A 14,690-nucleotide genomic window follows, 5' to 3' on the forward strand; every position below is an offset into this window, starting at 1 on the left:
ATGCAGCACTTTAAAACCTTATCGGCATTTTTGGAGTATTTAGAGCTACCCGGTCCAGAACACCCTATGTTAAGTGTGTTTTCTGCCACGGAAGATGGTTTTCTACCTTGCCCAAAAGAAAGTTCGCCACCCATTACCAACGACTGTTATTCCATCAGTTTTAAAAAGATTGTAAAGGGCGATTTAAACTATGGTAGAACAACATATGATTTTACCAATGGAGCTTTGTTTTTCATAGCCCCAAGGCAAGTATTACAGTGGGATAGTAGCGCAGTTTTTGAGCAAAATGGTTTTTCAATCAACTTTCATGAAGACTTTTTAAAAGGGACGGAATTGGCGCAACAGATTAAGAAATACGGCTACTTTTCGTATTCGGTCAATGAAGCGTTACATCTATCACCAAAAGAAGAAAAGCAATTAGAATCCATAGTAGAAAATATTGAAATAGAGTATCAGAATAATCAAGATGAGTTCAGTAAAGACATCATCATATCACAGTTGAGCACCCTTTTAAAATATGCCAATCGCTTTTACGAGCGACAGTTTTTAAATAGAAAAGAACTTTCTACAAGCTTGCTAGAGCAGTTTAATGCACAATTAATAGCGTATTTTGAATCTGGACAATTACAGGAAAATGGAATACCGAGTATAGAGCAGATAGCGAATAAAATGTCGGTTTCTCAGCGTTACCTAAGTGATACCTTAAAGAAAGAAACCGGTAAAACTACTACCGAGCATTTGCAATTGCTTTTAATTGATGAAGCAAAGAATATGTTGTTACAGCCCAGTAAAAGTATCGCTGAGGTAGCATACGAGTTGGGATTTGAATATCCGCATTATTTTTCACGCTTATTTAAAAAGAAAGAAGGCATTAGCCCTACGGCGTATCGAGAAAAGTATAGTATGAATTAAATGGTTTTTATTCATAGCTGTTGTTTGTAATTACCGTGTAACAGGCAGATTTATTACTGGTTATGCGCATAATAGGAATGCGTTAAAAGTAAAGAACTTGTATATTTGATATGAAATGCAGTAGGTAGTAATTAGTAAAAGCATATCAAAATGAAAGATACTTCAAAGATTGGTTCTTTTTTAATAGTCTTTTTATTATTATTTCTGTTTCAAGGGTGTGATTCTGGCACAAGTTTAGATGACGATACCGAAATAGAAACAGAAGCCGAAAAAGAAAGTGAATCTGATGTGGAGACCAATGAAGATACAGAGGCAGATGCAGCCAATGATTTACTAATGAAATCGATACTACTATCTCAAATTTATAGTTTAGAAGATTTTATTTTTAATGACTGGGTAGATTTGTATAAGATTAAGTTTAGGGTAAGTGATGTAAGAAATGAATTGGTAAATGGTTTTAATCCAGAAGGTGGACTTACCGATGATAGCCGAGAAACAGTACGTTTAAAATCATGCGAAATAGGTACGTATAATCTAAAGAGTTATGCGCCAAACAATCCGGATAGTCATTATATTGAGGAGGGATCCGCCGTTTTTTTCGACTTTTATGGCGTTAGTTTAAAAACAGCAGATGAGATACTTGAGGAATGTCCAAATACTACCATTAGCGGTATTAGTTACTACCATGGTGTAGTTGATTTTACATATACTGAATCTGCAGGTCAGAACGGTTTAAAGAGGGATTACAATGCTAAGTTTGGTAATTATCCTAGTATTGCGGATCCAGAGCCTTACTATTCATACGATCAGTCATTGGTAGCGCTTTATGGCGATATGAATTATAAAGAAAACCTGTCTTCGTTGACTATAACAAGTCCGTATATAGACTACTACAGAGCATTGAATTACGTACCGCAAGGAGGTTACAATAGAGACGAATTTGAGCCTTTAGAAAGAAGGATTCTAGAAGATTATACAATAGATTTAGAGTCTGATAAAATTATAGGGTCATATAAAAGAACCTATACCGTTAATCTGTTTTTTGGTGGAGATTATTTAGATGTTAACTATAGCATAATTCTAAAAAACATTGATTTCTCTGGTTTTGAAAGTACGCTTGCAGGCTCATACTTAAATGGAGAGGTAGCTTATGAAATAACTATGGAGGGCTTTAATGGTGAAGAAGATAGATCAGCTACCGGACAAGTAGATTTTAATGGTGAAGCTAAAGATATTCACTATACCTACAAAGGTATTTCAGAAACCTTGCCAAGTGATCGAGTAAGTTATTAATATTAGATAAGGACTTAAGCCATAATACAGATGTGCCAAATGTTACCTATCTAAATTAATGCAAGCCATCATTGTCCTTTGCTCAAGTTAGTAAGTGATTTTAAAAAAGTTTTCCTAAAAAAAGTTTTCCTAAAAAAAGTTTCAGGAAAAGAAAATTAAAGACTTGATGGAAGATGAAAAATTGGGCAAAAGTTTTTTGTCGGTTTAATTTATCATTCCTTCACAAGCTCCTTACTCAATTCCTCTAAAGAAACCCCTTTGGTTTCGGGCATTTTGGTAATAGCCCAAATAAGTTGCAATACCATCATTGCGCAGAAGAAGTAGTAGATATACCACACTTGGTCTTTTAAAACTCCCTCCGTAGCATCCAAGAAAAACGGAGTGATCAATGTAATGATCGATGCAAATACCCAATGAACGCTAACACCCCAGGATTGCCCGTAAGCACGTACACTGTTAGGGAATATCTCTGAGATAAACACCCATATTACGGCACCTTGACCAATAGCGTGGGAGGCAACAAATGTACAGATGAAGGTAATGGTGAGTGTAGAACCTAAATCCATCTGAAAACAAAGTCCCACCATAATTAAACTAATAATATAGCCGATGGATCCAATAATGATCAATTGTCTTCTTCCTAATTTATCTAACAAGCGTATACCAATAAACGTGAATACAAGATTTACGATACCAATGGCTATAGAGTTGAATAGCGATTCTTTTCCACCCAAGCCTGCTTGTTCTAAAATTTCAGGAGCATAATAGAGTACGAAGTTGATACCAGATAGCTGATTGAAAAAAGCAATAAAGAACGCTAGCCAAAGTACTTTAGAATATTTCTTTTGAAATAGTTTTTCACTTTTGGTGGTATGTTGCAAATCGGTCTTTATCTCCAATAATTGCTGTTCAGCCTTTTCTGTTGTATGTATGATTTCCAATATTTTTAAAGCCGCTTCATCATCCTTTTTATGTAAAGCCAACCATCTCGGACTTTCTGGTACGGTTAATACCATTGCTGTGTAAATAAATGCGGGTATAGCTTCTACGCCTAACATCCATCGCCAATCATTTATTCCGTCAAAACCTTTTAATAACCAATTAGAAACAAAGGCAATTAGAATACCGAACACCAACCAGAATTGATAGAGTCCGCCAAGCTTACCACGATTTTCTTTCGATGTAATTTCAGAGATATAAATAGGAGCGGCAACCGAAGAAATACCAACGCCAACACCACCAATAAAACGAAATGCCGAGAATGAATACGGGTCTTGAGCCAATGCAGAACCTAATGCAGAAACCAAAAAAAGAATACCGACCCAAAGTAAAGTTTTTTTACGCCCTAGGTTCTTGGTAGGTATGCCACCAAAAAGAGAACCGACAACAGTACCCCAAAGTGCCATACTCATAATGAATGTACCATGAAATAGGGGCGAGGTGTTCCAAAGTTGTTTTATGGGTTCATTTGCGCCTGATATTACTACGGTATCAAATCCGAATAAGAAACCTGCAAGCGCTACGGTGATAGACCAAACGATAATTTTGTTCATTGTTGAGTATTAAGTTGCCATTAAATATAATCAATGAAAACCGTTAATTCTTAATCTAAAAGGACAACAAAAAAATTATAGAATTGCTAACTTGTGGTATCATTAAAAATTGAACGATGAAAGATTTAAAAAATAAAGTAGCTTATATAACAGGAGGTACTAAAGGAATAGGGTTTGCAGTGGCACAAACATTACTAAAGCAAGGTATGAGGGTTGCTATTAGCGGTAGATCACAGAGCAGTGTAGACCAAGCGTTAAAAGATTTTAATAATGATGCTGTTTTAGGTATTGTATCTAATGTTGGTAAAATGGCAGATGAGAAAAATGCCGTTGCCAAAATAATGGAGAAATGGGGTCAAGTAGATGTGGTCTTGGCAAATGCCGGAGTTGGTCATTTTGCACCGATAGATGAGATGACAGATGAAGAGTGGCATCAAATGATAGACACCAACTTAAATGGTGCCTTTCATACGCTAAAGGCATCTGTAGAAGAATTGAAGAAGTCTAAAGGGTATTATATAACATTGGCTAGTTTGGCAGGCACGAACTTCTTTGCAAAAGCTGCAGGGTATAATGCGTCTAAATTTGGCGTAGTAGGTTTTACACAAGCTGCCATGTTAGATTTAAGACAGTATGATATTAAAGTGTCTACGATAATGCCAGGTTCGGTGTCAACACATTTTAATAACAACGAGCCAGATGAAAAAGACGCCTGGAAAATTCAACCAGAAGATATTGGTGAATTGGTGTTAGACTTATTACAAATGAACGAAAGAACCTTACCTAGTAAAATTGAGGTAAGGCCTACAAGACCAGACAAGAAGTAGTATTACACTTCTTTTTCGGTAAACGGAATGTTAGTATTGCATATTTCTGTAACTAACTGACCAAGTATCTGCTCGAAATCAAAAATGACCTCATTCGTAATGATGTGGTTTTTACTGGTTGCTCGGGCAGATTCTTTTTGTGCGAATAGCAACGTGCCTTCTGCAAAATTCTTTAGCGAAATGATACCTGCTTGAATAGATAGATTTTCTGCGGGATGTGTTTTAGAATACATCAGTCCGTAGCAAAGTAATTGAAATGCTTTACTGTATTGATATTCTTCGGTTAGTATGTCCCATGCTACAATCTCTACATTACGGCGTTCTACTTTCCCGGTTTTATAATCTATGATACGGGTTATACCGTCATATTCATCTACACGGTCTAATTTTCCTTTTAAGATAATAGGGAAATCTAGTCCGGCAACTTCTAGAGGTACTGATAGTGCTTGCTCTAAAGCAATAATAGTTATACTATGGTCTACAAGTTCTTTAACCTCGACATCGATAAATGTCTGTATGTATTTCAGAATTACATGAAAAGAAATGTAGTTTTTACCAGAACTGATGTTTCCATCTTTGAAGGTCTTTTCAAAATTCTGAGCGACAATGGTCGGTATTCCTTTTCGAATGCCATTAAGTAAATCTGCCGTAAGGGGTTTACCAATTAAAGGCGTATACAATTCTTCTAGGCTATCATGAACAATGGTACCGAAAGTATTGGGTGCCAAGGTTTCTTCTACTTGTAGTACCTCATTTATATTTAATAGGTTCTGCTTATAGAAATCGATAGGGTTTCTAATATAGTTACTTAACGAACTAGGTGAAAACCCTTTTCTAGCCTTGTCTTTAATAAGCGCTGCCAGCGAAGTGGTTTTTTCAACCTGTTCAATTTCTTTGGTTATAGGTTGTATAGTTGGTGTAGCGATAAATGATTTAATATTGGTTCTGTTATCATCTGTCAACAACTGTGTAATCAATCTACTTCGCTCTCCGCCTTCCAAGGCATCTGGCTCGGTATTGTACAATATATATATATATTTGGCACGTTGTAATAAGCGATAGAAGTGATAGGTGTAAACCGCATCTTTCTCTTTATAAGTTGGTAATCCGTTTTTGATTTTTAGGTCGTACGGTATAAATGAGTTGTTAGATTTACCGGATGGTAATACACCTTCGTTTACAGACGTAATAATGATTGTTTCAAAATCTAACAAGCGACTTTCTAGCATTCCCATAATCTGAATACCTTCAATAGGGTTCCCTTGAAAATCTAAAGTTTCTGAGCTTAACAGCTGTGAAAACAGATGTTTTAAACTTTTAAGATTATTGATATACGTAAAGCTGTTACAAAGATCTTTTAGCTGATTGAATAGTGTAAAGAATTTATAAAGCTGCTCTAGCAAAAGTGAATTTTCTTTTACAACATCGATAACTCGTATAGCTTCAATAAGAGCCAAAAAATTATCTATAAGTCGATTCGGGTTATTCTTTACATCTTCGAATAGTAAGTTGATTGCTGCATTTTCTGATAAAAGTTCGCGTATTTGCGCATTGGTGATGTAAGACCAGTTATTTGTTTTGATTTTGGATATTAAACTGTCTGTAGAGACTTCATTTGCATCAAATAATAGTACGGCATACGAATGTGTCAAAAGATTTAGTAAGTGCTTGTAGAACCATCCTTTTTCTGTCTTTTGTTCATGAAACTCAATTAGGTTGGTAAAAAAGCTGGCCAAGGTAGTAGACGCTAACTTTTGACCCATGGTAATATTGGTAGCCGGTATATTATCTGGAATAGAATTTAATAACGGATTTAGTAATTCTTCATTGCCAAGTACTATGGCAGCATTACGTAATGCGTCTGGCGAGTCATTCTGAAGCTTGTACAGTAGATCGCCTACATAATTTACTTGAGAGATGTTTTTAGGCACCCCAATAATTTCAATATGCTTTTCGGTATTGTAGTAATTGGTTAGTCCCGCAAGAGGTTTCCCTTTTAGAACATTCCATGTACTTTGATAGTTTCTTATAAAGAAACCGGCATCATGAATATTGTCTTGTAAAAAGTAAGGGTCAATATCCCAATAGATATCAGCATCTGTTTTTTCAAGAATGGTCTGTATCAAAATACTCTCTGCAGTGTTCAAGGCATTAAAACCAAGAAAGATGTGTTTTTTATTCGTGTTTTCAAGGTAGTTTGGTAATTCAGAAACCGAGGTTTTATAGATGAGTCCCTGGTGGCCAAGTCCCTGTTCTAATAATCTGCCATTAAATTGTTTGTAGATGTCTTCTAAATACCTCCAAAAGTGAAGGTAATTTTCAATCATTTCAGAATTATCAGGATTCAATGACCAATGGTTGACTTCCTGAATGGCAGCAACATTTTGGTATAGGGTAGAAGCATCAACTAAGTAACGGTCTACTTCATTAAAATCTTGTAAAAGTATTTGTCCCCATTTTAAAAAAGAATCAAAAGATTCTTTTTCATAATTACCCACTTTTAAATAGGCATTATAGAGTTCAAATAATTGTGTGGTAGTATTTGCGGTGACTAGGTTAGAAACCTTTTCAATAAAATCTTCAATACTATAGATTTCTGGGGCAAGTACTGTTTGAGTAAGTGATTTTGATAGTATTTTTTTAAGAAATACACCCGCACGTTTACTAGGTAGAATAAAAACTACTTTGCCAGTATCTGGGTTATTTTTTAAAACGTCTAGTACTACATCTTGTATAAAACTCTGCATAGTGTAAAAATAAAAAAGCCCCGCAATATTGCGGGGCTTTTAGTTATTAAAACACTTAGGTTTTTATAAACTTATTTTACTAAGTTGATTTCTACCCTTCTGTTTTGAGCTCTACCAGCTCTTGTATTGTTTGTAGCCATTGGCTTAGACTCACCGTAACCTACAGCAGATAATCTAAACTCTTCGATTCCTTTGTCTACTAAGAATTCTTTTACAGAAAGAGCTCTTGACTCAGAAAGGCTTTGGTTTAATTTTTCGCTACCTACGCTGTCAGTATGACCTTCAACAGTAAACTTAGCGTTAGGGTATTCTTTAAGGATTGTGATAATGTCAACCATTACAGAAGTAGACTCAGCTTTGATAGAAGATTTACCAGTATCAAATAAGATAGTTCTAGCGTAATCATTCAATTGCTTTTGAACTTCTTCAGTTACTTCAGGACAACCAGCGTTAGCTACTGTACCAGCAACATCTGGACATTGATCATCTTTATCAAGTACACCGTCACCGTCTTTATCAGCCCAAGGACAACCTTTGTTTTCAGCAGGACCAGCTTCAGAAGGACAAGCGTCATCTTTATCAGCAACACCATCGCCATCAGCATCAGGACAACCAGCTAAAGCAGGAAGACCAGCTTCGTTTGGACAAGCATCATCTTTATCAGCAACACCGTCACCGTCAGCATCAGGACATCCGTTCATTTCTTTAGAACCAGCTTCGTTAGGACAAGCATCTTTGCTGTCTTCGATACCATCGCCGTCAGAATCAGGACAACCGTTGAATGCTTCAAGACCAGCAACTTCTGGACAAGCATCATCTTTATCGTAGATACCATCACCGTCAGTATCAGTACCACCAAATTTAACTGAAATACCAGCTAAGTGTTGGAAGTGAGGAGCTAAGTAATCTTCGAAAGCATGCTTGTAAGAAGATTGTAATGTAAGACCTAAGTTTTCAGTAAACCAGATATTAACACCAATACCACCATTTGCAGTACCAGCACCGATTTCATCAATCCAAGTATAACCACCACCGATCTCTACGAAAGGATCAATAACAGTTTGTCTTTTTATGATATCATATTTAATTGTACCATCTATAGCGTAGTGAGAAAGGTCGTCAACGCTAGTATCACCTAATTTGCTAATCTTGTTAAGAGAACCTCTAGCTCCAACAGAGAAACCATCTCCAATTGACTTAGATACTCCTACATAAGAGATAGAAGGTAAAATGTTCCAGTGATCGTTCACATTGAAGAATTCGTTACCGAAAGAACTTACATCCGAAGTTGGATATACGTCAATGGCATTAACCCCAAATTGCACTTGCCAAGGGTTATTCTCGTCTTGCGCTTGTATGCTGTTGATACCTACTACAAGTAGGGCAACTGCCAATAATTTGCTAAGATGTTTCATGTATTAAATTTTAAGTTTAAGTGTTTATTAGCTGCAAATGTAACTTGTTAAATATTATTAACAAAATCAATTTCCTATTTTTTTTAGCGCATTTAATAGATTAAATACTGCATTTAAACGATTTTTAATTCTTTTCCGACTTCTGTAAAAGCTTTAATGGCAGCATCTAAATGCTCTTTTGTATGTGCAGCAGATAGTTGAACCCTAATACGGGCCTTACCTTTGGGCACTACAGGGTAGAAAAATCCGATGACATAAATTCCTCTTTCCAACAATTTATTTGCCATATCTTGAGATAATTTGGCATCGTATAACATTACGGGTACTATAGCAGAATCTCCGTCAACTATGTCGAAACCTGCATTTTTAATGCCTTTTTTGAAGTATGCAGTATTTTCTTGCAATTTATCTCGTAACGAAGTGTCGTTTTCTAACATATCGAATACCTTAATAGATGCCCCTACAATAGCAGGTGCTAAAGAGTTAGAGAACAAATAAGGTCTAGAGCGTTGTCTTAGTAATGTGATAATTTCTTTTTTACCAGTGGTGTATCCGCCCATGGCGCCACCTAATGCTTTACCTAAAGTTCCGGTAATAATGTCAATTCTGCCCATTACTCCTTTTTCTTCTAAGGTTCCTTTTCCTTTTTCACCTATAAATCCGGTGGCATGGCATTCATCTATCATAACTAAAGCGTCGTACTTATCGGCTAGATCACAAATTTTATCTAACGGAGCTACAATACCATCCATAGAGAAGACTCCGTCGGTAACAATAATTTTAAAACGAGCTCCGTCTTCGTTCGCTTTTTTAAGTTGTGTTTCTAGATCTTGCATGTCGCTATTCGCATAACGATAGCGCTTAGCTTTACACAAACGCACACCATCAATAATAGAGGCATGGTTTAGAGAATCAGAAATAATAGCATCTTCTGCATTCAGCAAAGGTTCGAACACCCCGCCATTGGCATCAAAGGCAGCGGCATATAATATGGTGTCTTCTGTACCATAAAAGTGGGCGATCTTTGCTTCTAATGTCTTGTGTATATCTTGAGTACCACAAATAAATCGAACAGAAGACATACCGAAGCCATGCGTATCCATAGCATCTTTAGCCGCCTGTATAACATCGGGGTGAGATGAAAGTCCTAAATAATTATTAGCACAAAAATTGATCACCTCTTGCCCGGTGTTAATTTTAATAACAGCATCTTGCGGAGAAACAATAATCCGTTCCTCTTTAAAGAGTCCGTCATTTTTGATGTTCTCAATTTCTTGCTGTAGATGTTCTTTAATTTTTCCGTACATATTCCTTTATATATAATCTAGTTCTATTTCAGTATTAATATACACAATGATCTTATGATCCATGGTGTAACCCATATTTGAAAAACTCTGGGCGTAAGTATTTATTTGATGATGATATTTTGGGTTTTGCTCTCCCGTCTTGTAATCTATAATGGTAGCGTGGTTGTTTTTTAATACCACCCTATCTGGTCTTTGAACGGTACCATCTGCCATTAATAGATCGCGTTCATTTAGTACTTCAACATCATTTTGGTAAAATTGCGTCAAATCTTTATGAAAGATGACCTTTTTTACAATTTCCTTTATTCCGTTTACTTCTTGCTCTTTTATCAATCCTTTTTGTAGCGCCATTTGCACGGCTCTATCTAAATCGGCAGTTGTAAAAATAGCGCCCAATATATAATGTATAACATTTCCTTGATTAATGGCGACATCTAAGCCTTCGTCCCATAAAGTACCGGCTAATGCAAGTATCTTAAAATCGGGTCTATTTATGTTGGTATATATATAAGGTATAGTAAGTTGATCTGTACTGGTTTGTTTTTTAGAGGTCTGTGGTATTAATGCACCAAAGTCGTATGATAGTTTGTCTTGCTGATATTCGCCTATACTCTTTAGAAAATGAATGAAAAGACCGGAATAACTATTGGTATTGTGTTCTCCTTTTCTGTCAAGTTTGTTGGCGCTAATAATAAACAGGGCATTAACCGCTCTAGTAAGTACTACATACAGAAGGTTGAAAGCATCTAGCTGTAATTTTTGATGGTCAATTTCATATAGTAATGATTCAAGTTCACCGTATTCTTGAACTTCTTGCTTTTTATTTATAAGTACTTCGGAAAAGCCAAGGAATTCATCTTTTTTTACTGGAAGCCATAATTTAGGGTCAATCTCTTCGTACACGTTTGAATTTGCATAAGGAAAAATAACTACCGGAAACTCCAGCCCTTTAGATTTATGAATGGTCATAATCTGTACCGATTCAATATTTTCGGGTGTACTGATGCTTGCCGAGTTACCTTTCTTATCCCAATAGTCTAAAAATGACTGCATGTCAGAACCATACTTTTGCTCTACATCAAAAACCAAATCCATAAATGCAGAAAGGTGCGCATCTGAAGTTGGAATAAGATCAAAGGTTTTTATGGCATAAGCCAATCCGTCAAAAACCGAAGCCTGTCTTAGTTTAGAAGCATCAAAACCATAAGTTTCTAACAAGTGTGTATTAAGCTTTCCTAAATTCTCATAGATATAGGCATGCTTATCATTTTTGCCTTCCGACAGAAAATTTAAAATCTCATATTGGATCTCTAGTTCAGTAGGTTGAACCATATGCCTTATCAGCTGAACTAAGAAAATAGCTTTGGCACTTTCACTAAGTAATAGAGAATCTGAAGAAACAACGGGAATTTGGTGCTGCATTAAAAAATCTGCCAACATAAGACCATGTTTTTTCTTTCTTATAATAATACAGATATCGCTATAGGAATACCCTTGGCTTAAACATTTTTGAATAGTTGCCAATGTGTTCGCTGCATATTCCTCATCAGTATCTTCTTCTAGCAAGGAAATATTTACGTAACCGCCCTCTTTCTGATTGGTTTCTTGTGTATTGCCAATTTTAAAGAACTCTTGGTAAATATCGTTTTCTAAAAACGGACTAATACTTTGAAAAAAGTTGTTATTGAAGTTGATGATTTCTGCATAACTTCTATAGTTTTTTGGCAAAGTAACCAGGTCTGATTGAATTGTAAATGGGTGTGCTTGGTGCGTTGCCAACTCAAGAAATTGTTCGGCTTTACCACCACGCCATCTATAAATGGCTTGTTTTGGGTCTCCCACCAAAAATAAAGATCCGGTGCTACCTAATTCATCTTCACCCTCCATGGCGCTACCAATTAAAGGAATAAGATTTTCCCATTGCATTTGCGAAGTATCTTGAAATTCGTCGATGAAATAATGACGATACTTTTCTCCAAGGCGCTCGTAAATAAAAGGTGCAGGTTGGTCTTTGACCTCTTTTGCAATTAAGGTGTTAAATTCAGAAATAGACAATTGGTCTTTTTCTTCTTGAATAATCTTCAGTTCTTTTTGTATCGCATTTAGTAATGCAAAAGGAATGATGTTTCTATTGATGTTAGCATACAATCCCCTCTTATATATAAGCTGTTTTATAGCTTGATAATGATGAAGTAATTGTGTTGCTAATTCTTCTGGATCATTTTTAACGGTTGCTTTTACTATTTTTCCTTCAATTAATTTATCCTCTAGTTTGTTATTGTAGAGTTGTGTAGGTGTAAAGTTGCCAGCTACTATTTTTTTGAAATGATTAGGTAAGGTTTCTCTAGGGAAATCTTTTAAATCTAACCCAGATGAAGTGATAACGTCAAGAGCAGCAGTAGCAAGTTCTACAATTTTTTTCTCTAAAGTTTTGGTTTCTTTTTTAAGATGAGCTTGAAGTTTTAGAAAATCGCCTAATTCTATTTCTTGTAAATGTTTTAAATGTTCGGCATTGTTTTCATCGAAAATCAGTTTACCGATTTTTAAGAGATCAAAACCAATATCCCAACTTCGGTCATCTTCAATTTTTTCAATGGCAAAATCTAAAAGCACTTTCGTAAACTCAGGATCCTCACCGGCTTTACTAATTACACGCTCAACAGCTTCTTGTAAAAGTAGGTCTACATCAAGAACAACCTCAAAATTCTGAGGGATCTTCAAATCTTTAGCGAAAGTTCTAATAAGTCTGTGGGTAAACTTATCTATGGTAGAAATATCAAAAAAGGCATAGTTATGTAGTATTTGCTTTAATCTAAGTTTGCTTAATGCTGGTAGCTCTTCAAAAGTGTAATTGGTTTCGTTTATGATGTCATTAAATAACGGATTGGCGCCTTCAATAGAAGTAGTTTTAGAAAACTCGAACAGGCTGTTCAATATTCTATGTTTCATCTCATTTACTGCTTTGTTCGTAAATGTGATAGCCAATATTTTTCTGAAATTCTGCGGCGAAGCCAGTATAATTTTCAAGTAAACCTTAGCAAGAGCATAGGTTTTGCCAGATCCGGCAGAGGCATTGTATATGGTAAAAGAATTACTGGACACTGATTTTTACTGCAAATTAAGGATTCCTGTACAGTTCTTAACAAATTATTACATGAATATAAATGTTAAAATTCGTAACTTTGGAATACAATTAATATTAATCTAAAAACACATAAATTATGGCTTTTGAACTACCAAAATTGCCTTACGCCTATGACGCTCTTGAGCCTCATATCGATGCAAGGACAATGGAAATACATCATACAAAACATCACCAAGGATATACATCTAAATTAAATGCTGCTATAGAAGATACTGACCTTGCTGGGAAGTCTATAGAAGATATTTTAACAGGATTGGATATGAGTAATGGTGCTGTTAGAAATAACGGTGGCGGATTTTACAATCACTCTTTATTCTGGACAATTTTATCACCAAACGGTGGTGGAAAGCCAAGTGGAGAATTAGCAGCTGCAATTGATAGCGCTTTTGGTTCTTTCGAAGAATTCAAAAATAAGTTTACAACTGCTGCAGGTACAAGATTTGGTTCTGGTTGGGCATGGTTATGTGTTCATAAAGGTGGTAAAGTAGAAGTATGTTCTACACCAAATCAAGACAATCCATTAATGCCAGGTGTTGAATGTGGAGGTCAACCAATTTTAGGTTTAGACGTTTGGGAACATGCATATTACCTAAATTACCAAAACAAGAGACCAGATTATATTGAAGCGTTTTTCAATATCATTAACTGGGATGAAGTTTCGAAAAGATACGCAAGTAACAAATAAGAAATAGTAGAAATATTCTTAACTATCTTGTAGGAAACCACTTATGAATTATTCATAGGTGGTTTTTTTGGTTTTAAAATAGAAAAGGGCGGAGAAGTCTCCACCCTTTTCGTCCCAAATCTTACCATAAACTTAACCTACTTATGCTATGGCGAGACTAAATTACTGGTATTGAGTAAATAAAAAAAGGATTTTTAAGAAAAAAATAAACTTTTATTTAAGAGAAGATGTTTTACTAGGGGTAGGTCATTAGGGCTAACTAGTTGTTTTATAAGCCAATTGGTATAAAATAAAAAGACGGAGCAATGCTCCGTCTTTTCCCCAAATCTTACCATGAACTTAACCTACTTATGCTATGGTTCTGTAAATATATAGGCATACGGGGTTTTATAAAAAGCTATTCGTTGTACGTCACAAACTTAGGTTGTACTACTAGAATTAAAAATTTAGGAAGATTTTCTGATTGTGAAGTTAGAAATGGCCGTAAAATAAAAAGACGGAGCAATGCTCCGTCTTTTCCCCAAATCTTACCATGAACTTAACCTACTTATGCTATGGTTCTGTAAATGTATATGCATAAAGGGTATTATAAAAAGCTATTCGTTGTACGTCACAAACTTAAGTTGTACTGCTAGAATTGAAAGTTTAAGAAGATTTTGTGTGGTTGTAGTGTTAGAAATGGCTGTAAAATAAAAAGACGGAGCATTGCTCCGTCCTTTTCCCCAAATCTTACCATGAACTTAACCTACTTATGCTATGGTTCTGTAAATGTAATAGGCTTATTAATGATTATAAAAGGTATTGGC

Annotated in this window: 9 protein-coding genes; 4 read left to right on the plus strand and 5 right to left on the minus strand. The window is 35.6% G+C overall.

Features of this window, described 5'->3' with window-relative positions:
• Together ACJJVT_RS17270 and ACJJVT_RS17275 are read left to right on the plus strand one after the other, a co-directional pair.
• Window positions 1-912: a helix-turn-helix domain-containing protein gene (locus tag ACJJVT_RS17270; protein ID WP_405400369.1), complete on the plus strand. Its 912-nt coding sequence runs from the start codon at window positions 1-3 to the stop codon at window positions 910-912.
• Between the two features lie 150 nt (window positions 913-1,062).
• A complete protein-coding gene (locus ACJJVT_RS17275; RefSeq protein WP_405400370.1) occupies window positions 1,063-2,205 on the plus strand; it encodes a hypothetical protein in 1,143 nt (380 codons plus the stop codon).
• 212 nt (window positions 2,206-2,417) lie between these two features.
• Here the strand turns inward: ACJJVT_RS17275 and ACJJVT_RS17280 are convergent, their stop codons facing one another.
• The gene (locus ACJJVT_RS17280) at window positions 2,418-3,758 is read right to left on the minus strand and encodes a sugar porter family MFS transporter (RefSeq protein WP_405400372.1); all 1,341 of its coding nucleotides are present in this window, start codon (window positions 3,756-3,758) and stop codon (window positions 2,418-2,420) included.
• A 116-nt stretch (window positions 3,759-3,874) separates the two neighbouring features.
• Between ACJJVT_RS17280 and ACJJVT_RS17285 the strand changes: the two genes are divergently transcribed.
• Window positions 3,875-4,585, plus strand: coding sequence for an SDR family oxidoreductase (locus ACJJVT_RS17285; protein ID WP_405400373.1), 711 nt, complete (start codon window positions 3,875-3,877; stop codon window positions 4,583-4,585).
• Between the two features lie 2 nt (window positions 4,586-4,587).
• Here the strand turns inward: ACJJVT_RS17285 and ACJJVT_RS17290 are convergent, their stop codons facing one another.
• The 4 genes from ACJJVT_RS17290 to ACJJVT_RS17305 form a co-directional block, all read right to left on the minus strand.
• Entirely contained in the window at window positions 4,588-7,332 is a 2,745-nt protein-coding gene (locus tag ACJJVT_RS17290) for a PD-(D/E)XK nuclease family protein (RefSeq protein ID WP_405400374.1), read from the minus strand.
• A gap of 71 nt (window positions 7,333-7,403) precedes the next feature.
• Window positions 7,404-8,747, minus strand: a complete 1,344-nt coding sequence (locus ACJJVT_RS17295) for an OmpA family protein (protein ID WP_405400376.1) — start codon at window positions 8,745-8,747, stop codon at window positions 7,404-7,406.
• A gap of 113 nt (window positions 8,748-8,860) precedes the next feature.
• Window positions 8,861-10,054, minus strand: coding sequence for a glycine C-acetyltransferase (gene kbl, locus ACJJVT_RS17300; RefSeq protein ID WP_405400377.1), 1,194 nt, complete (start codon window positions 10,052-10,054; stop codon window positions 8,861-8,863).
• A gap of 6 nt (window positions 10,055-10,060) precedes the next feature.
• The gene (locus tag ACJJVT_RS17305) at window positions 10,061-13,156 is read right to left on the minus strand and encodes a UvrD-helicase domain-containing protein (protein WP_405400378.1); all 3,096 of its coding nucleotides are present in this window, start codon (window positions 13,154-13,156) and stop codon (window positions 10,061-10,063) included.
• A 119-nt stretch (window positions 13,157-13,275) separates the two neighbouring features.
• Here ACJJVT_RS17305 and ACJJVT_RS17310 point away from each other — a divergent pair, with 119 nt between their 5' ends.
• Complete coding sequence (locus tag ACJJVT_RS17310) at window positions 13,276-13,884, plus strand: superoxide dismutase (RefSeq protein ID WP_405400380.1); 609 nt, start codon at window positions 13,276-13,278, stop codon at window positions 13,882-13,884.
• The last annotated feature ends 806 nt before the right edge of the window (window positions 13,885-14,690 follow it).

The organism is Maribacter sp. Asnod2-G09 (assembly GCF_045063795.1).
Classification (GTDB): Bacteria; Bacteroidota; Bacteroidia; order Flavobacteriales; family Flavobacteriaceae; genus Maribacter.